27 protein-coding genes are annotated in these 21,201 nt (G+C 32.8%); 12 read left to right on the top strand and 15 right to left on the bottom strand.

What is annotated here, in order from left to right; all coding sequences use genetic code 11:
- Window positions 1-16: 16 nt before the first annotated feature.
- The 4 genes from KO464_04110 (at window position 17) to KO464_04095 (ending at window position 2,313) form a co-directional block, all read left to right on the top strand.
- Window positions 17-697, top strand: a complete 681-nt coding sequence (locus tag KO464_04110) for a class I SAM-dependent methyltransferase (protein MCC7572557.1) — start codon at window positions 17-19, stop codon at window positions 695-697.
- Between the two features lie 22 nt (window positions 698-719).
- Complete coding sequence (locus tag KO464_04105) at window positions 720-1,499, top strand: acyltransferase (protein ID MCC7572556.1); 780 nt, start codon at window positions 720-722, stop codon at window positions 1,497-1,499.
- A gap of 62 nt (window positions 1,500-1,561) precedes the next feature.
- A complete protein-coding gene (locus tag KO464_04100; GenBank protein ID MCC7572555.1) occupies window positions 1,562-1,783 on the top strand; it encodes an Lrp/AsnC ligand binding domain-containing protein in 222 nt (73 codons plus the stop codon).
- Window positions 1,780-2,313 (top strand): tRNA (cytidine(56)-2'-O)-methyltransferase, encoded by a 534-nt coding sequence (locus tag KO464_04095; protein MCC7572554.1) that lies wholly within the window; start codon window positions 1,780-1,782, stop codon window positions 2,311-2,313. The genes KO464_04100 and KO464_04095 overlap by 4 nt, the downstream gene beginning before the upstream one ends.
- Here KO464_04095 and KO464_04090 read toward each other — a convergent pair.
- The 11 genes from KO464_04090 to KO464_04040 form a co-directional block, all read right to left on the bottom strand.
- Window positions 2,291-2,512, bottom strand: a complete 222-nt coding sequence (locus tag KO464_04090; GenBank protein ID MCC7572553.1) for a hypothetical protein — start codon at window positions 2,510-2,512, stop codon at window positions 2,291-2,293. The two genes, KO464_04095 and KO464_04090, sit on opposite strands and share 23 nt — an antisense overlap.
- Before the next feature lie 422 nt (window positions 2,513-2,934).
- A complete protein-coding gene (locus KO464_04085) occupies window positions 2,935-3,795 on the bottom strand; it encodes a 2-oxoacid ferredoxin oxidoreductase (GenBank protein MCC7572552.1) in 861 nt (286 codons plus the stop codon).
- Window position 3,796: 1 nt separating this feature from the next.
- Window positions 3,797-5,500 carry a 2-oxoacid:acceptor oxidoreductase subunit alpha gene (locus KO464_04080; protein ID MCC7572551.1) on the bottom strand — a complete coding sequence of 568 codons (1,704 nt, stop codon included), beginning with the start codon at window positions 5,498-5,500 and terminating at the stop codon, window positions 3,797-3,799.
- Between the two features lie 103 nt (window positions 5,501-5,603).
- On the bottom strand, window positions 5,604-6,164 hold the full coding sequence (locus KO464_04075; GenBank protein ID MCC7572550.1) for a nitroreductase family protein: 561 nt from the start codon (window positions 6,162-6,164) through the stop codon (window positions 5,604-5,606).
- 79 nt (window positions 6,165-6,243) lie between these two features.
- On the bottom strand, window positions 6,244-7,044 hold the full coding sequence (budA, locus tag KO464_04070) for an acetolactate decarboxylase (protein MCC7572549.1): 801 nt from the start codon (window positions 7,042-7,044) through the stop codon (window positions 6,244-6,246).
- Window positions 7,045-7,082: 38 nt separating this feature from the next.
- Window positions 7,083-7,805: an amino acid ABC transporter ATP-binding protein gene (locus KO464_04065; protein ID MCC7572548.1), complete on the bottom strand. Its 723-nt coding sequence runs from the start codon at window positions 7,803-7,805 to the stop codon at window positions 7,083-7,085.
- Window positions 7,806-7,866: 61 nt separating this feature from the next.
- A complete protein-coding gene (locus KO464_04060) occupies window positions 7,867-8,523 on the bottom strand; it encodes an amino acid ABC transporter permease (protein ID MCC7572547.1) in 657 nt (218 codons plus the stop codon).
- Window positions 8,524-8,547: 24 nt separating this feature from the next.
- Window positions 8,548-9,339, bottom strand: coding sequence for a basic amino acid ABC transporter substrate-binding protein (locus tag KO464_04055; protein MCC7572546.1), 792 nt, complete (start codon window positions 9,337-9,339; stop codon window positions 8,548-8,550).
- Window positions 9,340-9,500: 161 nt separating this feature from the next.
- On the bottom strand, window positions 9,501-10,115 hold the full coding sequence (locus tag KO464_04050; protein ID MCC7572545.1) for a zinc ribbon domain-containing protein: 615 nt from the start codon (window positions 10,113-10,115) through the stop codon (window positions 9,501-9,503).
- 39 nt (window positions 10,116-10,154) lie between these two features.
- Complete coding sequence (locus tag KO464_04045; protein ID MCC7572544.1) at window positions 10,155-10,346, bottom strand: hypothetical protein; 192 nt, start codon at window positions 10,344-10,346, stop codon at window positions 10,155-10,157.
- A 59-nt stretch (window positions 10,347-10,405) separates the two neighbouring features.
- A complete protein-coding gene (locus KO464_04040) occupies window positions 10,406-11,317 on the bottom strand; it encodes a cation diffusion facilitator family transporter (protein ID MCC7572543.1) in 912 nt (303 codons plus the stop codon).
- A 65-nt stretch (window positions 11,318-11,382) separates the two neighbouring features.
- Here KO464_04040 and KO464_04035 point away from each other — a divergent pair, with 65 nt between their 5' ends.
- The 3 genes from KO464_04035 (at window position 11,383) to KO464_04025 (ending at window position 13,547) form a co-directional block, all read left to right on the top strand.
- Window positions 11,383-11,841 (top strand): right-handed parallel beta-helix repeat-containing protein, encoded by a 459-nt coding sequence (locus KO464_04035; protein MCC7572542.1) that lies wholly within the window; start codon window positions 11,383-11,385, stop codon window positions 11,839-11,841.
- 311 nt (window positions 11,842-12,152) lie between these two features.
- Window positions 12,153-12,755, top strand: coding sequence for a cation transporter (locus KO464_04030; protein MCC7572541.1), 603 nt, complete (start codon window positions 12,153-12,155; stop codon window positions 12,753-12,755).
- Window positions 12,756-12,779: 24 nt separating this feature from the next.
- Window positions 12,780-13,547 carry a hypothetical protein gene (locus KO464_04025; GenBank protein MCC7572540.1) on the top strand — a complete coding sequence of 256 codons (768 nt, stop codon included), beginning with the start codon at window positions 12,780-12,782 and terminating at the stop codon, window positions 13,545-13,547.
- A 1-nt stretch (window position 13,548) separates the two neighbouring features.
- On the opposite strand, the gene KO464_04020 is transcribed toward KO464_04025, so the two are convergent.
- A complete protein-coding gene (locus KO464_04020) occupies window positions 13,549-13,803 on the bottom strand; it encodes a SemiSWEET transporter (GenBank protein ID MCC7572539.1) in 255 nt (84 codons plus the stop codon).
- A gap of 112 nt (window positions 13,804-13,915) precedes the next feature.
- Here KO464_04020 and KO464_04015 point away from each other — a divergent pair, with 112 nt between their 5' ends.
- From KO464_04015 to KO464_04000, 4 genes are read left to right on the top strand one after another with little or no spacing between them, the layout of a single operon-like run.
- Entirely contained in the window at window positions 13,916-15,223 is a 1,308-nt protein-coding gene (locus KO464_04015; GenBank protein MCC7572538.1) for an adenylosuccinate lyase, read from the top strand.
- Window positions 15,204-16,793, top strand: coding sequence for a DUF5591 domain-containing protein (locus tag KO464_04010; protein ID MCC7572537.1), 1,590 nt, complete (start codon window positions 15,204-15,206; stop codon window positions 16,791-16,793). Before KO464_04015 ends, KO464_04010 begins: the two co-directional genes overlap by 20 nt.
- Window position 16,794: 1 nt before the next feature.
- On the top strand, window positions 16,795-17,193 hold the full coding sequence (locus tag KO464_04005) for a secondary thiamine-phosphate synthase enzyme YjbQ (protein ID MCC7572536.1): 399 nt from the start codon (window positions 16,795-16,797) through the stop codon (window positions 17,191-17,193).
- Window positions 17,194-17,196: 3 nt separating this feature from the next.
- Window positions 17,197-17,961, top strand: coding sequence for an inositol monophosphatase (locus KO464_04000; protein MCC7572535.1), 765 nt, complete (start codon window positions 17,197-17,199; stop codon window positions 17,959-17,961).
- A gap of 2 nt (window positions 17,962-17,963) precedes the next feature.
- Here KO464_04000 and KO464_03995 read toward each other — a convergent pair whose 3' ends face one another.
- On the bottom strand, window positions 17,964-18,503 hold the full coding sequence (locus KO464_03995) for a redoxin domain-containing protein (protein ID MCC7572534.1): 540 nt from the start codon (window positions 18,501-18,503) through the stop codon (window positions 17,964-17,966).
- A gap of 126 nt (window positions 18,504-18,629) precedes the next feature.
- Here KO464_03995 and KO464_03990 point away from each other — a divergent pair, with 126 nt between their 5' ends.
- Window positions 18,630-19,499 carry an ATP phosphoribosyltransferase gene (locus KO464_03990; protein ID MCC7572533.1) on the top strand — a complete coding sequence of 290 codons (870 nt, stop codon included), beginning with the start codon at window positions 18,630-18,632 and terminating at the stop codon, window positions 19,497-19,499.
- Here KO464_03990 and KO464_03985 read toward each other — a convergent pair.
- Window positions 19,496-20,917, bottom strand: coding sequence for a hypothetical protein (locus KO464_03985; protein MCC7572532.1), 1,422 nt, complete (start codon window positions 20,915-20,917; stop codon window positions 19,496-19,498). The two genes, KO464_03990 and KO464_03985, sit on opposite strands and share 4 nt — an antisense overlap.
- A gap of 144 nt (window positions 20,918-21,061) precedes the next feature.
- A partial coding sequence (locus KO464_03980; GenBank protein MCC7572531.1) for an IS5/IS1182 family transposase occupies window positions 21,062-21,201 on the bottom strand: 140 nt, incomplete at its 5' end.

Here is a 21,201-nt window from a genome sequence, read left to right as displayed (position 1 = left end):
ATCAGGATAGGATTAAATGGATAAGAGACGTTTTTATGACTCCCTTTCTCAAGACTACGATTCAAGGTATTCTGATAATTTAAATATAAAAATGAGAATGGAAGAAGAAAAGATTCTTTCAAATTTACCTTTAGGTCTGACTTTGGATATTGGGTGTGGAACAGGGTATCATTCTAGATTATTGAAAAATAAAGGGCACAAAGTAATCTCCGCTGACATATCTTATGAAATGGTTAAAAAAGCAAAGAATGGCGAGAATGGAAACTATTACATAGTAGCAGACATGGAAAAACTTCCATTTAAGGAGAATACTTTCGATAATATTATATCGATTTTTGGCCCCTTGAATCATGCAAATATTTCAAATTTTAAAGAGTCCTCGGACTTCTGCTTAAAAAAAGATGGTTATTTGGCATTTACTGTTGGCAATATCTATAATGTCTCCTGGATAATTAAATCTATTAAAGAAGGAAAAAATCCCCTAAGGGCCATAAAAAAAAGGAAAGGAAAATTATCCGTATACGCTAGTGGAAAGAAAATATCTGTGAGGATAAGATACTATTCAAAAAAGGAAATAGATGCCATATTCAAGGATTATACAAAAAGAATTGGGTCGTTGTATCCAAAATTGACATTTCTACCGGCGCTAAATAGATTTGGGCGATATATTGTCTTCATTGGAAGAAAGTCTTTTTAATTATTAATTCTAAAATATATTTATGAAAGTAGGATTTATCCAGATGAATATAGGGTTACTTGAAGTTAAAAAGAATGTGGACAATGCAATCAAACTGATGGAGAAAAACGAGGCGTCATTGATAGTTTTGCCCGAACTTTTTAATACTGGCTATAATTTTAAAAATAAAAAGGAAGTCTTAGAAGTTTCTGAAAAAATCCCGGACGGTTACACTACAAAAACTTTGAAAGATTTTGCTGAGGATAATGATAAAACAATTGTGTTTGGATTATCTGAAAAAACAGAAAAGGGATTTTATAATTCTCTGGCCGTTGTTAGTAAAGGGGAATATTTGGGAAAATATAGAAAAATCCATCTTTTTTTCGATGAAAAAGATTATTTTCTCCCTGGAGATCTAGGATTTAAAATATTTGAAGTAGATGGAATTAAGATTGGTACAATGATCTGTTTTGATTGGTTTTTTCCTGAGTCTACTAGAACTTTGTCCCTTATGGGCGCAGACATACTATGCCATCCAGCAAATTTAGTCATGCCATACTGTCCAGAAGCGATGAAAACAATATGTCTCCAAAACAGAGTTTACTCTATTACATCAAATAGAGTTGGCGAAGAAAGGGGATTAAAATTTATTGGACAGAGCCAGATCGTAGGTCCCAACGGCAAAATTATTTTTAGAGCTTCAGAAGATAAGCAGGAGATATATGAAGTTGAAATAGATCCACTCAAAGCTAGAGATAAAAACCTTAATCCAAAAAATAACATATTTAATGATAGAAAGCCCGAATTTTATGGAATAATATAGACAAATGATAGTCTCATGCAAAAAGTTTAAAAATATGTTGACATTAAAAAAGAAGGGATAAAATGATAGCATTTATACTTTGTGTTGTACAACCTGGAACAGAAGAGGATGTAACTGAAAAGATTTCAAATATGAAAAACGTTATTGAAGTGCATGAACTTTATGGCGAATATGACATGATTGTTAAAGTCAACATAAAAGAATTAGGTGAACTTGATATTCTCACCAGCTCAATTAGAAGAGTTCCTGGTGTACAAATGTCTTCTACAATGATCAAAAAATGAGCATTACAGTTCTTAGAATTGGCCACAGACCCGAGAGGGATCATCGCATTACTACACATGTCGCATTAGTTTCAAGAGCTTTTGGAGCAGACTCAATTTCTATATGGGAAAAAGATGAGAAGATAAAAAAGAGTCTAGATGGTGTTTCTAAGAGTTGGGGTGGAGAATTCTCTGTTTATTTCGAAACTTATAAACAAGCTTTTAAAAAATTTAAAGGAATCTCCGTGCACCTGACTATGTATGGAACTCCCTTCGAAGATAAGATTGGAGAAATTAAAAATTTAGTTTTCATTGAAAATAAAGATATTATGATCGTAGTTGGGGCAGAGAAAGTTCCAAAAGATATTTACGAACTATCTAGTTACAATCTTTCTGTTACAAATCAGCCACATTCTGAAATCTCAGCACTTGCTCTTTTTTTAGATAGACTATATGATGGAAAAGAGATTAAAAAAGAATATAAAAATGCAAAATTAAAAATTGTTCCTTCTGAAAAAGGTAAAAATATTATTGAGGAACCTGTGAAGTAGCTGTATCTTGCCACATTCTCTGTTCGTATTTCCATACACCGTTTTCCTTTTTGTATAGTTCAACGAATGATCTTGTTTCAGATCCTTGATTGTTCTTTGCAATGATTACTCCTCTAGCTTCTGCGTCGTTTCCTTGAATTGTTATCTGGCTTATGTTTACAATCGTGATATTTGTTCCATCAAATGCGGCTTTGTTCAAGAGATTTGATATATCTTCTAACTTGATTCCATATTTATCTTTGGAATTTTGTGATACTAGATCGTAGTAAGCATCAATGTTTCTGGTATTATAATATTCAATGTGTAATCTGACTGCTTCTTCTACTTTATTTTTGTCACTTTCTTGAGTGTAGTAGAATGCGACTATAGCGGCAATTACTAAAACTATTGCAACTGCTCCAATAATCGCTATTTTCTTGTTTTCCTTTAAGAATGATTTTTCTTTCTTTGCTGAGACGACTTTTTTCTCAGCCTTTGGACTAACTGATTTTTTTGTAGCGGCATTTGTAGTTTTAGTTACCTTTTTCTCAGTAACATCCTTCTTTTTCTTTGTAGCTATTTTATCACCCTGAAAAGAGAGAATTAAGTAAGTTTAAAAGACTTATGTCAATTATTTATAATTCAACGCATTTTTGAGTCTATAAATTGTTGTATTTTATTTTCTTCCCTTTCTCTAAAGCATATAGGTTCTTTATTCTCTTTATATAGTTCATGATTTTCTTCAAAAGTATTTCTTTTATTAATATAGAAAATGCCAAGCGGGAACTTTTCTGTTTCAATAGATCTCTTGAAGGCTTCGATTCTATTGGAAGGGTCATGATTATCCTCAAGATAGTAAGTATTCTGTTTAAACCATTCAAAAGTATTTATTTTATTAAAGGAAGGGCATTGCTGGAATATATCTACTATTGCGTATCCTTTATGTAAAATAGCTTTTTTTAGTATTTCTTTTGTTTTCTCGATATCTCCGACAAATGCACGGGCAACAAAAGAAGCATTTAATGCAATTGCAACTGCTATGGGATTAAATGGCTCAAGCATGACTCCATCAGTTTGTAGTGTAGTTTTGACTCCTAACATTGTAGTAGGTGAAGCTTGCCCTTTAGTTAGGCCATAAACCATGTTATTGTGAATAATATTTGTTATATCTGGATTTCTTCTTATTGCATGAAGGATGTGATTTCCCCCTTCGCCGTACATGTCTCCGTCTCCTCCTTCAGCAATTACTGTTAGATTTGGATTGACTGCTTTTATCGCCGTTGCTATGGGAACAGCTCTGCCATGTAATGTATGAAAAGTATTATTCTTGAAATAGTGGGGGGTTTTTGCCGATTGACCAATTCCTGAAATCACTGCAAGATTTTCCGGTATTATTTGGAGCTCTGCAAATGTTTCTTTTAGTATTTTCAATAAAGTAAAGTTCCCGCATCCAGGGCACCATGAAATATCAATATTTTGAATATCAAAATCTTTAGCTTCCATTTTATTCCTCCAAAATATCTCTTATTTTTGTCACAACGTCCTCAACAGAAAATGGTCTACCGTCATATTTTAAAATCCTGTACTTAATATCAAAACCTGTTTCTTTTTTAATAAGATTTGCAAATTGTCCTGAAGCATTATTTTCAATAGTAATAATTTTTTGAGCATTTATCAAGTACCCCATCATCTCTCTTGGTAGGGGGTAAACTTGTTTGAAATATAGGAATCCTAATCTTGGTTCCTTTAATTCTTTTAAGGCCTCTTCTACGATATTTTTAGTAGATCCCCACCCTATTAAGAGAAACTTGTAAGCTTTCCCACCAAGTAGTTCGGGATAAATGACTTCATTTTTTAGTTGATTAAGCTTCTCTTTGAATCTTTTTTCAACCATCTTTTTTCTGATAATAGCATTTTCAGTTGTATGGCCAGTTTCGTCATGTTCATTCCCAGTTTGGACTATTAATCCTTCCCCAAATCCAGGAATTCCTCTAGGTGAAACACTTGTCGTTGTAAATTGATACCTTTTGTAATCTTTTTCAGTTTTAATTACATATTTCTTTATCCCATATTTCTTGTAGTCTAAAGATGGAATATTATATTGACAATCTAACAAATATTGGTCTGTGAGTATAAAAACAGGGACCTGAAACTTATCTGCTATGGAAAAAGCGTATTTCGATAAATAAAAACAATCTTCAATACTTCCCGGAGATAATATAACCCGTGCAAAATCGCCATGGCCAGCATAAAGTGATAGGTCAAGATCTCCTTGTTCCGTCCTTGTTGGGAGTCCTGTAGCGGGACCTGGCCTCTGCCCTATATGAATAACAACAGGAGTTTCAGACATTCCAGCCAGGCTTAATCCTTCTTCCATTAAAGCAAATCCTCCACCTGAAGTTGTGGTCATTCCCCTTCCACCTGCATACCATGCCCCTATGGCCATGTTAATTGCACTAATTTCATCTTCAGCTTGTTCGGCTATAACTTCCAAGTCTTTTGAATTTGCAGACATAAAAGAAAGAACTCCTGTCGCAGGTGACATTGGATAACCAGAAATAAGATTACACCCTCCTGCGAGAGATCCAAGTGCAACTGCATCTTTGCCTGACATAAGAATATCTTTTCCTAAGTCTCTTGATAATTCATCACTTTTTTTAACTTTTATAGTGACTCCAGAATCTATTATTCTTTTAGCCAGATCATATCCTTCACTAATTGCTTCAAGATTCTTGTTTATTATTTGCTCTCCTTTTTTTTCAAAATATTTTGAGATGAAATTACGCAACTCATATTCTGATACATTTAGTAATCCACAAATTACCCCCGCAGTCACGGTATTTGAATATAAATTGTCGCCTAATTTTTTAGAAGTTTTCGATAAAGGTAGGTCGACTATATTTTGGATATCGCCTATTACTTCTTTATCTCCAAAAATTATTGTATTTTCTGTTATTCTATTTTTTAAATGATCTAGAGATTTATTACTTAAAGCGAATAGTAAATCAATTCTATCCACGTAAGCCCTTATGGGTTTTGGAGACACACGTATTTCTGTAGAATTTATACCTCCCCTAACCCTAGACATATACTCTCTCGCTGAAAAAATGTTGTATCTTGATATCTTAAGTATTCTAGATAAAATGTCTTCTATAGTTTCTATACCTTGGCCGGCTTCACCGCAAAGAACAATAGAAATATCTTTCATCTGTTATCCTCCTACTATGTAAATTCAAAAATCTAAGATTTTATTAAACTATTGCTATTATCTAAACGATATTTTTGCATATATATAAGTTTACTTGAATTATTTATTGACTTTGGTATTTATTCATAAAAACAAATTTATTAACCTGTAATCTTTCTGGCCTTTCCTTTTCAGCTTCTATCTGATCTTCATTCATTAAAGGATTCATATTGGAAGAGTGTTTTCCAACTATAACAAGAGTAATCACGTTCATCTCATCAGGTATTCCTAGGATCTCCCTTATTTTTTTCGGGCTAAATCCTGCGATTGGATGTGCAACTAATCCAATTTCAGTTGCCCTCAATATTATAAATGCAGTAGCCATACCCGTGTCAAATAAATAGTACTCTCTATCTTTTATCAAACAGTCATTTTCTTTTTTAGAAAATACAGCTATAATCATTGATGCAGCTTTGGCCCAATCATTCCCTCGGGAAAGTGCAGAATGCATTTCAATGAGTTTCTTGGGGTCTGTAACGAATACGTATCTCCACGGTTGATTGTTAAAACAAGAAGGTGAAAGTTGAGCACTTTCAGCTAGTGAATTAATAATGTCTGGGGTTATATCTACAGGCTCTAAAGATCTATATGCCCTTCTTTTATTTATGGTTTCTTTTACATCCATGATGAATATTAAATATTCGGATTTATATATTTTTATATAAAATGAGAATTAATAGAAAAATAATATCCACTAAGGTTTCTTATTTTCCTTTTTCGACTTTTTGGACATCTTCTTCATTACCTTGCCCAGAATTCAAATTGTAGAATAATTTATTTTCTGGGACTTTCATAAAGAAGTTATCGGTATAATCAATATATGCTTCTTGGTCTTGAATCATCAATTCTAAAACATGACCTCCAGCTTTTTTATCTTCGGTAATAAAGTGGAAGTGATATCCTGGAACGTTCATATCTCCTACGTATTCAGGCATCCTAAAACCTATTAGTGTTCCCTTGACATTAGTAAATTCAAAAGTCTTTTGTCCTTCAATCGCTTTGACTAAGGGAACATAAGGTGATTGCTGTCTAGGAACGCTTCTAGTCTTAATGTAATCAAAATGACCTCTTACTACTACCATATAGTAGAGATTATTTGTTGGTAGATTTTCATCAAGATATTCTGTAAATTGCTCGTAATTTAATGGGCCATTAATTTCAACGGATTTATCCAGATCAAAAAAGGACACTATCGCAAAGGGTGTTTTTTCGTTATCTTCAATCGGGTAAGCTATCCCGTCAATCTTTATTTGGTAAAATTTACCATCAACTTGAATCATTTCCCCATCTAGGGCATTGACCGTTCCAAGTCCATAGTCTCCATGGGCTTTAAGTTCTCCAAAAGTCATGTTGCCATCATAAATGCCTTCTAAAAGAGCTTCGATAGTAGAGTATTGGTAAATTATATCCTTCTCTATTTTTAGATTAGACCCTTGGCCTATGCACCCTAAACTCAATATCAAACTAATTAAAGTCAATGTTAGTATTAAATTTTTTTTTGTCATATTAATACATTAATAAAAAAATTAATATTTATAGTTTATTATAGTATCTTTGAGATAAATGCCTGAGTTCTTGGATTCTGAGGATTTTCGAATAACTCTTTTGGTCTATTTTCTTCAACGATATATCCCTCATCCATAAAAATAACTCTATCTGCAACTTCTTTTGCAAATCCCATTTCATGAGTAACAACTATCATGGTCATCCCCATTTTTGCAAGTTCTTTCATAGTTTCAAGAACACCTTTAACGAGTTCGGGATCTAAAGCTGATGTTACCTCATCAAATAACATAATTTCAGGATTCATAGCGAGAGCCCTAGCAATTGCGACTCTTTGTTGTTGTCCACCGGATAGTTCATGTGGATATGAATTATATTTGTCTTCAAGTCCCACTTTTTTTAATAATTCCATTGCTTCTGTTCGTGCCTTCTTTTTTGGAACATTTTTCACAAGAGTTGGTGAGAGGATTACGTTATCTATTACCCTCATATGAGGAAACAAGTTAAACTGTTGGAATACCATGCCTACTTTTGCTCTTAGTTTGTGAACATCCACATCGGGAGAGTAAATATCCACCCCGTCTACTAAAATTTCGCCTTCGTCTATTTTCTCTAATCTGTTAATACATCGGATCAATGTGCTTTTTCCAGAGCCTGAAGGTCCAAGAACAACTAAGACTTCACCTTTCTTAATTTCAAGATTGATATCTTTTAAGACAGTTATATCCCCAAAGGATTTTTTCACATGTGTTATTTTGATCATAGAACTTCCGTTAGATGTATTAGTCATTAGCTCTGATTTTTTTCTTCGAATTGTTTTTCGTTTAATCATGGATCTCCCACCTCTTTTCAATAAAGTTAACTACTCTTGAGAGTGGTATTGTTATACATAGATAAATTAAAGCAACACCTAAAAGAGGAGTCCAGGCATCGTAAGTTCTTGAATATACTATCATACCTCTTCTTAATAGTTCAGAAATTGCAATAACTGATACAAGTGAAGAATCTTTTAATAATGCAATAAATTCATTTCCCAAAGCTGGAAGTATATTTCTAGTCGCTTGTGGCAATATTACATATCTCATCGTTTGAATGTAATTCAGACCCAATGATATAGATGCTTCGGTCTGGCCCTTTTTGATTGATTTAATTCCAGCTTTGAATATTTCTGCAATGTACGCTCCACTATTTATGGATAAAGCCAAGATACCAGACGTATATTGATCAAGATTTAATCCTAACGAGGGCAAACCATAATAAACAATCATTATTTGGACCAAAAGTGGTGTTCCTCTTATGATTTCAACATACAGGGTGGAGGGAATATGAAAAATTTTATAACGAGATATCCTCGCTATTCCCATGAATAACCCTATCAGTGTTCCAATAGCCACGGAAAAAGCTGTCAGTTGAATAGTTATTGATGCGCCTCTTAGTAATTCGGGCAATATCCTTGCAAATAAATCAAATTGAAATCCTATTTCCACCACTTTGGTCACCTTTTTTTAGTTATCTGGGTTCCAGTTTATTATGTATTCGTCATAGATCTTATCGTATGTACCGTCGTCCCTTAGTTTTTTCAGTGCAGCATTTATTTTTTGAAGTAGTTCTGGATTGTCTTTTGGAACAGCTATACCGTAGTCTTCTTCAGTAAGTTGTGTCTGAACTATCTTGTAGCTTTGAGGTTCATTGTCTACAATAGGTTTGGATACAGGGTAATCATTGATAACTGCATCTACATTACCATTTTTCATATCTAGGAATGCATCTGGTGCGTGAGCATATCTTTTTATATATTGCTCTGCTACGTCTAGGTCATCTGTTACGTAAAAGTCACTGGTTGTTCCTAATTGTACTGCAATTATTTTTCCATTTAGTAGTTCATCTACACTTGTAATAGAGCTTCCTGTAGGAACAGCTAAACACAATTCAGATTTAAAGTATGAATCAGAGAAGTTTATTGACTTCTTTCTTTCTTCTGTTATGGTCATCGCTGACATAGCAATATCAAACTTTCCAGCATTTAGAGAAGCGATAATTGATGCAAAATCTGTGTCTACAAACTTAGCTTGCAATCCTAGTTCTTTTGCAAGAGCCTCACCCAATGCAATATCGAAACCGTAAAAACTGTCATCAGCCTTCCTTATCTCAAAGGGCGGAAAGAAAGCTTCAGTACCAATAGTAAGATAACCTTCTTCTACGAGTTTTCTACTCTTTGGGCCAGTAGTACACCCACTGGCTGCAACCACAGCCAATATTAAGAGTAGTACAATGCTAATTTGCGCTATTCTTTTCATTTGTAATACCTCCGTTTTCGTACTCCCATGTGGAAGCATGTTAAAAAGTAAAGCTAATCACTAATAAATGTTTCCCTTACCAAATTTAATTAGTCATAATAATACGAAATTCGTATATGAAATAATTTAAAATAGAATAAAATTTATTATAAAAAGATATATTATAATCTATTTCCACAATTAACACAAAACGAAGTATCTCTTTTATTTTGATACCCACACTGGTTACAGAATTTAGTATCCGATAGAGGTGAAGAATTCTCTCTGTTTTGATTTGAGCTTAGAGGTGCTCCAGTTGTTGTCACATTTTGTTGTTGGTTAACAGAAACATTGATTTTGCTTTTATCTTTATCAGAAGAAATGGCGCCACCTATAATACATAAAATAGCACCAACCCATCCTAAATAAAATCCAATTCCTAGCAATCCGAATAATAAATCACCAGCATAAAGAAAACCTGATATGGTTAGTACTACCATTCCTCCAGGGCCTGCTACTGAACCGCCGGCTCTTTTAAAGATTGCAAGTAATCCACCAATTGTAAGCAAGAAAAATCCTGCAACTATCAATGCCAATATCATTGCCCCCATACCATAAGACGGGTTTATTTGAAGTAAGAAATTCTGCATTACTGAATTGTCTGTAAAATTCATAAGTATTGCTAGCGTTATCTGAAAGATTGAATAAATGTCATCAACAAAATAGGAGAATGGCAAAAAAGCAGCTACAATTAGGAGTATACCACCAATTAAACTAATAATACGATTTTTATCCATACATATAATTTTCAATTTAAATATTATATACTTTTCTATTTAGGTCTTCATTTTTCTATTTTTTATCCTTATTAATTTCAATTTTTCACCACTGGTCGATTCGTCTTTAAGAACCTTAGATAAAACTTCGAAATCATCAACGCAAATTATTTCTTTAGGTGAAAAATTATCTCTATCGAAATTCAATTTTTTTATCCTAGAGAATCTAGATTCTGAAGCCCCTCCAACCATTAAACAGCCTCTCTGATTTGTTAATTACAAATCACGATTAATATACGATACCAGATTATTTAATCTTTATGATGAGGTTCAATATGTATCGTAATAATTGTCTCTGGACCTAGATAATCTCTTATTTTGGCTTCGATTGTATCTGAGATTTGATGTGCTTCAACTATATTTAGAGATTTCTCAACTAAAATATGTATGCTCATAGAGTAATAGTGCCCTATATGCCTTATTCTCAATTTATGAAAATCTTTAACTCCCCCTACATTAGAAATTAATTCCAATAATTCTTTTTTCTTTTCTTCAGCCACTGAAGTTTCAATTAACTCATTTACACTATCCCATAATATTTCAATTGCAACTTTTAGGATTAATATACTAACAAAAATGGCAGCTATAGGATCCAAGATTCGCCATTTTTCTCCTAAAAAAATCGCGCCGCCGATACCAATCATAGTTCCTATTGAAGATAAAGCATCAGTTCTGTGATGCCAAGCATTTGCAATAATCAATGAACTATTTATCTCTCTTCCTACCTTTGCCGTATATCTATACATTGATTCTTTGACTATAATAGAGATAATTGCAGCATATAATGCAATAGATTCTGGCCTAGCCAGTATATCTCCCTGCAGAGATCTTGATAGTTTTCCAAGACCCGAGAACACGATAAACAAAGCTACTGTTATAAGCATTAATCCCACAACTGCCGTTGACAAAGTTTCTATTTTCCCATGACCATAGTTATGGGAATCATCTATCGGTTTTTTCACATATCGGAAGCCTAACAGAACTACAATGTCTGATGCAGTATCTGAAATAGAATGTATAGAATCTGCAATCATTGCAGTACTCTGACCAAGTAGTCCTGCAATAAATTTTAATATTGATAAGATTATATTTACAAGAAGTCCTATGTATGTAACTTTTAGGCCTTTCTCTGTCCTTTCTATCCTAAATAAAGCTTCTTGCATATCTAGTAATATGTCAATTGTTTTAAATATTTGTTGTCGTGCAATTATCTATACTATAATGTCTCTTGATTTGTCCACCTTATAATATACTGATTGGAAAAATACCCATAGAGAATAAATCTTCTAAGTACAAATCAATAAATAAAAAGATACTTGACTCAATTTTTTCAAATTCTGCTGGCATAACTGCATATTCTTTTTCTCCTGAGAGTATTATCAATTTAGAAGTCGAAAATTCATTGTTTCTTAATAATAACGCTGGCATTCAAACATTTGGGCCAGTAGAGCTATACTCCAAAAATAATCTTTTTAGTAATAACATAAACGGAATATTATTTCATTTTGGAAATTCTAAAGGCATCTTAATAAACAATACAGTTGATTCGAAAGGAGACGCAATAGGATTTGCAATATCTAATAAAGGCAACATCGAACTCAAAAATAATATTATTTTAAACAATAATTATGATATTTACAACGAAGGTGAAATAATTCAAACTATTATTATATGGGGAAAAAAGTAATTGTGGGATCTCTGAAGACGATTTCTTAGCTTTTGATCCGTTATTCATAATCGGGCCGAATGGGCCTTATTATCTAGACGAACAAAGTAAAGCCATAGATTCTGGCCCAAATACTTCATCTTTTTTTAAATTAAATCGAAAAACAACAATTCCTACTGAAAGCTTTGATAGGGGCATAGTAGATTTAGGATATCAATATACCCCTAACTACAAACCCTCTTCATTCTCCCGTTTAATTGGTTCCTTAGGTAAAACTGTGACATCTAAATATCATTAGATAGTTTTATATTGATTTGAAAATGAAAGAAATCATGGATGATTTGTATAGGAAAGGATTGTCTCTTGAATATTTTACAGTTATATATAACATAATAGAAGCATTTTTTTCAATAATCTTTGGGAGTCTTTCGAATAGCATTGCTTTAGTAGGATTTGGGCTTGACAGTATAGTTGAGTCATTGTCTGGAATTATATTAATTTGGAGATTAAATAAACATGGTTTTGTAGGCGAGGAGGAAGAATTCGACATAGAAAAAAAAGCAACTAAGCTAGTGGGATTTACTTTTTTTATTCTAGGTTTTTACGTCTTAATAGAATCAATCAGAAAATTAATCTTTGTAGAAAAACCAAATCCTTCATTGGTAGGAATAATTATTGCACTGGCATCGCTATTAATAATGCCATTGTTGTATTCTCAAAAAAATAAAATTGGCAAGAAGATCGGAAGCAAAGCTCTTATTGCAGACTCAAAAGAAACTCTTGCATGTGCTTTCTTGTCCTTACCTCTTTTTTTCGGATTAACATTGAATTATATGTTCGGATTCTGGCAGGCCGATCCACTTGTAGGCATATTAATTTTTATATTTCTCATAAAAGAAGGAATTGAAATTATAAAAGGACACGATAATGATTAATATTAGTAAGCTTTTGGTGATTAAATGAAGCCCTTTCCTGAAAGTTATATAAGAAAAATGGCAGATGTGCCAACTATAAAAACTCTAGATTTATGGAGAAAATTATCTGAAGAAATACTTGGTTATAACATTGAAGTAATGATAGGAGATCGAAAGGATAATCCTGAATTGAAACATATACCTGGAGAACTTAATAGTGCATATCCAGGTGTGTTTGACGGAAAAATTGTTTTACCAATATGGCTTGAAAATATAAAATCGTTTGATCCATTATTGATAACACATGAAATAGGTCATTGGATTTTGATGATTAAAGGATTCAAAGGATTGGTCAATAAATATAATAGACAAACTGGCATTGATATTAATATGAACTCCCTTGCTCAACATACTCCCCTTTATAAACTTCAGAGAGAGTTAGGCCATAATCCGCAAAAAATGATTGATACAAGAGCAAAATCCAATCTAAATAATCTAACTAGAGGTCCTGAGATAATCTTAGGTGATCGATGGGCAGAGTTTGCACTTTTATTTGCCGACGATATTTTGAACTGTTCTAACGAAATAAAAAATGATTACGTGGAAATACTTGAAGAAGATTTTCCAGTTACTTTTTCCTTTTTAGAAAAAATACTAAATTTAGTATCTAAATACGATCTTAACGAACCCAAATCAAATCTTTCGTTCTTAAAAAACTTAGTTAACGTAATTTATTTAGGCGAAGGCTGGAAAATAATTGATGAAAAGACAGAATTAAAAGAAATGATAAAAGAATCTCTTGCAAAAAATTAATCTACTTATACTTTATTTTCAATCCCAATACAATTAATACAAAAATTAAAGATATTCCGTTTGCCAAGATAATTGGAAGGTCGTTTTTGAATATCCCATATACTAACCACAAAAATATTCCTCCTGATAAAAAAGACCACATCCAAAAAGAGATATCTTTTGTTTCCTTTAACTTAATAGTTTTAATGACCTGTGGCAATGACGAGACAGTTGTAAGAAAAGCTGCAGCCAGCCCTATAACAGTAAGATTATCCATAAGATATAGAATTATCTTTGAATCAAATATCTTTCGGTATCTTCTTACCTTCAAACCAATATGTCAAAAAACTTAATAAACTTTAATTAGAAGAATAGACTATGGTGTCTTAATGATTCATCCAATTGATAATAGATACGGGTCTCCTGAGATGAGAAAAATATTTGATGAAGAAGAGAGATTAAATAAGATGCTTCTAGTTGAAGGTGCGATAGCAAAAGCTCATTCAGAATTGGGCCATATACCAAAAGAAGCTGGTGAAGAGATTTTCAAAAAAGCTAATACAAGCTATGTTTCCCTTGAAAGAATGAAAGAGATAGAAGAAGAAATAAATCATGATATAATGGCATTAGTCCTCTCACTATCTGAGCAATGTGGCGAGTATGGCAAATATGTGCACCTGGGGGCAACTTCGAATGATATTAATGACTCTGCAACTGCCCTTCAATTTGTTGAAGCTTTTAAGATTATTTTCTCCGATTTAAATAAACTTGAAGAAATACTCACGGAACTATCCAAAAAATATCGCAATACAGTTTGTGTAGGTAGAACTCATGGACAGCACGCCATACCAACTACATATGGAATGAAGTTTGCTATCTTTTTAGATGAAATAAGAAGGGCTAGAGACAGGCTTGAATTTTCGTATAGCAATGTTTGTGGGAAGATCTCTGGTGCAGTTGGAACTATGGCTTCGTACAAAGACGGCCCTGAATTACAAAAAAAAGTTGGACTCATCCTTGGTATTAAAATGGCTAAGATATCAAATCAAGTTGTATCAAGGGATACCTATGCAGATGTGATGTTTGCTCTTGCTTCTTTAGCTTCAACTTTAGATAAATTCGCTTTAGAAATAAGAAATCTTCAAAGAACAGAAATAATGGAAATCGCAGAAGGATTTGGCAAAAAGCAAGTTGGATCTTCAACAATGCCCAACAAAAAGAATCCAGTAACATGTGAAAAGATATGTGGGCTTGCAAGAGTATTATACTCTAATGTATTCCCCGCACTTCTTAATAATCTTTTATGGCACGAAAGAGATCTCACAAATTCTTCTTGTGAGAGGGTCATACATCCAGAATCATTTATACTTGTAGACGAGATGCTTAAAGGAACCATTAAAGTATTATCTAATCTAGCATTTTATGAGTCAAATGTAAAAAAGAATCTAGAACTCACTGGGTATTCGAATTTGGCTGAAGTTTTAATGCTAAAACTTGTTGAGAAAGGCATGGGCCGGCAAGATGCGCATGAAACTATGAGAGTAGTTTCGATGAAAGAAGGGAAATTCATTGATAATGTGAAGAAGGATAGCAAGATAACTAAACTATTATCGGAATCTGAGATTAATAATGCTTTGAATCCTGAGAAGTATATTGGGTATGCCAAAGAGATAGTGGATGATGTCATTGGAAAATAATTTTTCTTTTGAGATTCTCTATGAAGATGGGCATAGGTTAGGCAAAGTAAGTCTAGATAGAAAAATAGAAAATACTCCTTGCCTTCTTCAAAATTATAAGGACTATTTCAAATTTGGTGAGATGACTATTGAAAAACCTGTTTCATATCTTGTCTCTGAAACATATACAAGAGATAATTATGATCTCTCTACAGTTCCGCTGATCCAAATCCCTTTTGATTTGCCAATAAAAGATGCAAAAAAATTGTCAAGTATAAATATCAATATACTTAAACAGGAAAAAGGAGACTGTCTTCCAATTTATCTTACTAAATATAGAGAATTGAATCAAGAGCTTCTTGATTCGATTCCTGAAAAATCTATTTATTTTTTCAGAAGAATACCTGAAGAAAGAATCCTTCTTGACTTCTACTTCAGACTAAAAGATAAATATCCTTCTTCCATGTTTTTCATTGATTCATATAATTATGAAATTCCAATATTTCTCTTCATAGGATTTGATTTATTTCCATATGGCGAAAATAATGAAAGATTTTTTGATGAATATCTTTCAAATCCTTCGCCAGAGTTAGTAGAAATGTATTCAAACGGATCTGTTGATTCGAGGAGACTACTGAGAATTCTTTACAAAGAGTTTTACAACTCTTTTGAGATTCATTTAAGGAGAGAATTTAAGAGGTCTTATTACATAGATGACATTTCTTTGGATAGGCCTCAAGTGGTTAGATGGAGAAAAGAAATAGAAAAGTATTATGCGCCTTCTACAAATTTAATTTTGTTACTTCCTTGTAGTGCCAAAAAACCCTATCGAGCATCTAAGTCACATCTAAAAATTATCTCTTTTCTAAGAGATATTCTAAAAGATAAATACCCTAATTTGTCCCAGTTGATTCTTACATCGCCCTTAGGCGTAGTTCCTAGAGAACTTGAGGATTATGCAGACTATGATATACCTGTTACTGGACACTGGAGTCAAGAAGAATTGGATTCTCTTTCTGGATTACTATCTCCATTACTAGAAAAATGTGATAATCCAATTATTATTGCACATTTTGCGGAAAATAGCCCTTACTTACAAGCTCTTGGAAAACTTCCTTTTGAAATATTATATACCTATGGATCTCTTGAAACATTAAAAAATATCCTTGAGAATAATAGAATTTATTGGGATAAAGAGCCTGTTAATGAAAATAAAACTAAAGCAAAAAAAATGTTTTCATTTCAATTCAAAAAAGAATTTGATTTACCTTTAGATTATCAAGAAAGAAGAAAAAAAACAGATTTTCTCTCCAATAAAAAAATCATAGGTACATTCCAAAATAAAATTAAAGTAAATGTTATTGGCGGTGAACTAATAAAAGACTCTTTGTGGGTAAACATTGATTTTGATTTAAGAGGAGATATATTTTCGAAAGGTATAATTAGTAATTCTGAAAATATTAGGTCTGGAGATGATGTAATAGTTCAGAAGAATAATAAATGCGTTGGAGTGGGAGAAGCAGTAGTTTCAGGAGAAATAATGAAAAAACTTTCTAGGGGAAAAGTTGTTAAAATTAGAATGAGAGGATAGATTGAACCATATACTAAACTTAAAAACAAATAAGAGAATAGAAACAATAGAAATAACAAAAGAAATAAAAGAGCTTATTTCTAAATCAAATTTTTATTCTGGATTATGTGTAATTTACTCGCCACATACTACTTCTGGGATTATGATTAATGAAAGCTATGACCCTTCAGTGATAGAAGACATAAACAACTTTCTCTCAAAATTAGCACCACACAAAAAAGATTACCTGCACCTTGAAGGAAACTCGGACGCACATATAAAAAGTTCTATAATTGGCCCATCGAAAACCGTCATCATCGAAGATGAAAAGCTTGTTCTTGGATCATGGCAAGGAATCTTCTTTATGGAATTCGACGGCCCTAGATCAAGAAATATATACATAAAATTAATTAAAGGCTGATTTATGATACAAACTGCTTTCAAGGCCGCAAAAGAATCGGGGGAAATTCTCAAAAAATATTACAGAAGTGATTGTAGGATATATAAAAAAGGAGTGAATGACCTAGTAACTGATGCTGATTATGAATCTGAAAGAAAAGTCATGGAGATAATTAAACAAAAATTTCCAAACCACTCATTTATATGTGAAGAATGTGGATATTCAGGAAATGAAGATTCTGAATACAAATGGTTAGTTGATGCACTTGACGGCACAATCAATTTTTCTAGATGTGTTCCTTTATTCTCCGTTTCGATAGCCTTACTAAAAAAAGATATCCCTATAGTTTCTGTAATTTATAATCCAATAACTGAAGATTTCTATTATGCGGAAAAGGGAAAAGGTGCTTATCTCAACGATAAAAGACTATATATTTCTAAGAATAGCAGTCTTAAAGAGTCCATTATAGTCACTGATTTAACAAAAGATAGAGCGTTCCATGATGAATTCTTCAATATGCTTCTATCCTTGTCTAAAGACGTTTTGGGGATTCGTTTAACTCAATCAACTTCTCTCAATCTAGCATTTGTTGCAGAAGGAAGATATGATATTTTTATAAAAAATAAAATCAACTATTATGATGGAATAGCTGGTGCATTGATATGTGAAGAAGCAGGAGGAAATGCAATTGATTTTTCTGGGAAAAGAATTTCTAAATCTTCTCAAGGGATAATAGTTTCTAATAATCTACTAAATGAGAAAATATTAGAAAAAATCAAATTGTCATGAGACTATTTTGTCTTTTTATCCAATAATTTAATAAAATCAGTCACTAGAGATATATGTGCCCACATTTTACCTTTTTCCCAAAGATCTATGGCGTTACCACCATAACCAGAATATCTATAATACATCTTTTCTCTGTTCCACACTTGTAATAAACAATCATTTTTGTCAATTAGAAATGTCATAGGAAGAATTTTTTTCTCTTCATTTTTATCAAAAAAGATTACTCCGTATTCTTCTGACACCTTGTAATCCAGGTCACTTAGCAATATAATCTGGATGTGGTGTTCAGAGCAGAATTGACTAATTTCTTTTTCTGAAACAGGACCTATTCCAATTAATTCTGTATTTAAATTATTAAAATCATTTTTAGTTTTTGAATAATACAAAATCTCGGAATTAGAAGATTCAAGGCTACTTTTATCAAAAAAGAAAATTACCCTCCATTTAGTCTTAAACTCATCAAGACAAACAGTATTCTTATTTTTATCTTTTAAACAGAAATTAATTGCCGTATCTCCTTCCACAAGCTTTTCATATTCCATATTAATAGTAAAATCTCTTTTTATTTATCTCTTTTGTAAATAAAATCAAACATAATCTAGGATTTACTACATAAAATATATAAGGAGTTTTTGAAGAGGAGTTCTATAATTAAAAAAGTGACTAAAATGATACTTAAAATCGGATTACCAAAAGGTAGCCTACAGGAATCTACTCTAAACATGTTTAAAAAAGCAGGATATTCAATTAATATTTCTTCAAGATCTTATAAACCATCCATCGATGATACAAATATGGAATGCTTATTGATTAGGGCACAGGAAATACCAAGATATGTCGAGAAGGGAATAATAGACATCGGGTTGACTGGAATGGACTGGGTAATTGAAAATGATGCAGATGTAGTGAATGTAGGAAAACTTGTCTATGCTAAACAAGGATTAAAACCGGTAAAATGGGTTTTAGCTGTTTCCGAATCTTCAAAAATAAAGAAGCTTCAAGATCTAAACGGAAAGAGAATTGCAACAGAAGTAGTAAATATAACAAAGAAATACCTAAATGAGAAAGGAATTGATGCGTCAGTAGAATTTTCGTGGGGGGCAACAGAAGTAAAAGTTCCAGAACTTGCAGACGCAATAGTGGAGCTCACTGAAACTGGCTCATCACTCAAAGCACATAATCTTAAGATTTTAGATACTCTTTTAGAATCCACAACAGTCTTGATAAGTAACAAAGAATCTTGGAGAAGTAGTTGGAAAAGAAAGAAAACTGAAGATCTTTTCTTGCTACTAAGAGGGGCATTGGCAGCAGAATCAATGGTCGGTGTCAAAATGAACGTTCAAAAAGTAAATCTTGAAGAAGTAATATCCGTTCTCCCCGCATTAAGAAAACCAACTATCTCTAATCTGAGTTCTGATGGATGGGTCGCTGTTGAAATAATCGTGGATGAAAAAATAATTAGAGAATTAATCCCCAAATTAAAAACTGCAGGAGCAGAAGGAATAATAGAATATCCTCTAAATAAATTAATATATTAATATTTGCCGAGAGGTTCTTTTCTTAAAGGTCTAATTTGTTCTGCAGAGGGCCTTGATATTGGCTGTTGAGAAGGTCTAGTATTTTGTTGTTGCGAAGGTCTAGTAATTTTTCCTTTTAGATTGAGTTTTCTACCACCGCTTCCACCTTTTCCCCTTATTAGAATAATCAATAATATTGCGACAATTAATGCTAGAACAATTTCGATTATTGTGTGGATAGAAAATGTAGTTATACTTTCCCCTCCAGAACCGGATACTCCACCTAGAATTCCTCCAAGAGGCCTATTGGCAGCTCTCATAGCATCATCACATAATTGAACTGCTTGGCAATCATTTATCTCGGTATAAAGGGTCTTTGCTTCAGAATAATAAGTAACGGCGTTTTTTAAGTCACCTGCAAAGAACCTATTCTGGCCTTGCATAAACTTATCGTTGGCATCCATTCTTTTTATTAACTTATCAATTTCCTGTACAATCAATATGTTGTTATTCTCTTCATATATTTCTCTAGCCTGACTCAACGAGATTTTTGCATTTTCATAGTCACATGCGTCATAGTATAGTCTTCCTTGGTCATAGTGGTTTTTACCAACGTTCTTTACAGTTGCGCTAATCTCTCTGAACATATCATAGTCCGCACCATATTTGTCAGCGTATGTGAGTCTTACTCTTATTACCTGATTCCCAATCGGCGCTTCATATGAAGCTCGAATGTACAAAGATCCAGTTATCTGCCCACCAGGCTGAAGTACACTTTGATTTACTGGCGGATCAATAATTCCTCTAACCATAGAGGTGTCCTGGACAACAGTCATCCGGAGATTATATGCAGATTCAGTATTATTAATATTTGTAATTCTAAAAGGAATATTTGGTAAGTAAGGTACTACTAGTTCAACTTCACAAACGCCCTGTTCAATATCTATCTGATATTTATCAAACTCTAGTGTAATCAAAGGATCATTTCTTTTAATCGTAATAGTGGAGAATACTGTTAATAGAGATGGCTCACATCCCTCCCTACATCCTCCAATACCTGTAGCTACTACTATAGGAAGTAAATATTCTCCACCTAAAGCTTGGGGGGTAATTTTTATTGTAAGGATAACAGTTTCTTCTTGGTCCGGATCCATCCTGATCGGGAATAATTTTTTACCTTCAATTATCTGAAAAGCAGATTTAGCTTCTTTAGTCATTGAATCTTCATCGACATATGCAAGTGTATCCCACATGACATCTTGAACTGTGTTTTTTACTTTAACACTAACTTTAATTTCTTGATTTGGGGTTACATCAGTAGGATAATCTAGTGCAACTTCAGGAATTAAACTTTTTGTATCTTCTTGTGCGCCGATATAAGTCCCAAAAGTAGAAAATAATATTAATAACAACAAGAAACTAGTTATTGCTTTCTTCATACTATATAAATAAGCATTAAATTTCTTTATAAACGTTTTGTATTTATCTGCATGGCTGAATAATTGTGGTTCAGTGGAAATGGGGGTATTTTTTTCACCGTATTTTTTCCTACACTTCAAATTTTTCTCATAGTTCTTGCCTTCTTAGCAAGAATTTTGGACAGCGCTATAAAGGATAAACTTTAACATCGCCTCCTTCTTGGCCATGTCAAACCTCTTAGCATTTACACTTTCGCCATAAGCCCGCTTTACAGCTGAAAAACAGGACTCTACCAACCATCGCT

The organism is Methanofastidiosum sp. (assembly GCA_020854815.1).
Classification (GTDB): domain Archaea; phylum Methanobacteriota_B; class Thermococci; order Methanofastidiosales; family Methanofastidiosaceae; genus Methanofastidiosum.
Note: the sequence above shows the minus strand (reverse complement) of the source record. Positions and strands in the feature narration are given on the sequence as shown.

Excerpts from the sequence above, each read along its gene's own strand:
- budA (MCC7572549.1), bottom strand. The coding sequence starts at position 7,044 with ATGACAAAAAAAAATTTAATACTAACATTGACTTTAATTAGTTTGATA.
- KO464_04095 (MCC7572554.1), top strand. The coding sequence starts at position 1,780 with ATGAGCATTACAGTTCTTAGAATTGGCCACAGACCCGAGAGGGATCAT.
- KO464_04010 (MCC7572537.1), top strand. The coding sequence starts at position 15,204 with ATGATGTCATTGGAAAATAATTTTTCTTTTGAGATTCTCTATGAAGAT.
- KO464_04015 (MCC7572538.1), top strand. The coding sequence starts at position 13,916 with ATGATTCATCCAATTGATAATAGATACGGGTCTCCTGAGATGAGAAAA.
- KO464_04030 (MCC7572541.1), top strand. The coding sequence starts at position 12,153 with ATGGATGATTTGTATAGGAAAGGATTGTCTCTTGAATATTTTACAGTT.
- KO464_04085 (MCC7572552.1), bottom strand. The coding sequence starts at position 3,795 with ATGGAAGCTAAAGATTTTGATATTCAAAATATTGATATTTCATGGTGC.
- KO464_04110 (MCC7572557.1), top strand. The coding sequence starts at position 17 with ATGGATAAGAGACGTTTTTATGACTCCCTTTCTCAAGACTACGATTCA.
- KO464_04075 (MCC7572550.1), bottom strand. The coding sequence starts at position 6,164 with ATGGATGTAAAAGAAACCATAAATAAAAGAAGGGCATATAGATCTTTA.
- KO464_04080 (MCC7572551.1), bottom strand. The coding sequence starts at position 5,500 with ATGAAAGATATTTCTATTGTTCTTTGCGGTGAAGCCGGCCAAGGTATA.
- KO464_04025 (MCC7572540.1), top strand. The coding sequence starts at position 12,780 with ATGAAGCCCTTTCCTGAAAGTTATATAAGAAAAATGGCAGATGTGCCA.
- KO464_04055 (MCC7572546.1), bottom strand. The coding sequence starts at position 9,339 with ATGAAAAGAATAGCGCAAATTAGCATTGTACTACTCTTAATATTGGCT.
- KO464_03990 (MCC7572533.1), top strand. The coding sequence starts at position 18,630 with ATGATACTTAAAATCGGATTACCAAAAGGTAGCCTACAGGAATCTACT.
- KO464_04020 (MCC7572539.1), bottom strand. The coding sequence starts at position 13,803 with ATGGATAATCTTACTGTTATAGGGCTGGCTGCAGCTTTTCTTACAACT.
- KO464_03985 (MCC7572532.1), bottom strand. The coding sequence starts at position 20,917 with ATGAAGAAAGCAATAACTAGTTTCTTGTTGTTATTAATATTATTTTCT.
- KO464_04065 (MCC7572548.1), bottom strand. The coding sequence starts at position 7,805 with ATGATCAAAATAACACATGTGAAAAAATCCTTTGGGGATATAACTGTC.
- KO464_04100 (MCC7572555.1), top strand. The coding sequence starts at position 1,562 with ATGATAGCATTTATACTTTGTGTTGTACAACCTGGAACAGAAGAGGAT.
- KO464_04000 (MCC7572535.1), top strand. The coding sequence starts at position 17,197 with ATGATACAAACTGCTTTCAAGGCCGCAAAAGAATCGGGGGAAATTCTC.
- KO464_03995 (MCC7572534.1), bottom strand. The coding sequence starts at position 18,503 with ATGGAATATGAAAAGCTTGTGGAAGGAGATACGGCAATTAATTTCTGT.
- KO464_04105 (MCC7572556.1), top strand. The coding sequence starts at position 720 with ATGAAAGTAGGATTTATCCAGATGAATATAGGGTTACTTGAAGTTAAA.
- KO464_04050 (MCC7572545.1), bottom strand. The coding sequence starts at position 10,115 with ATGGATAAAAATCGTATTATTAGTTTAATTGGTGGTATACTCCTAATT.
- KO464_04045 (MCC7572544.1), bottom strand. The coding sequence starts at position 10,346 with ATGGTTGGAGGGGCTTCAGAATCTAGATTCTCTAGGATAAAAAAATTG.
- KO464_04040 (MCC7572543.1), bottom strand. The coding sequence starts at position 11,317 with ATGCAAGAAGCTTTATTTAGGATAGAAAGGACAGAGAAAGGCCTAAAA.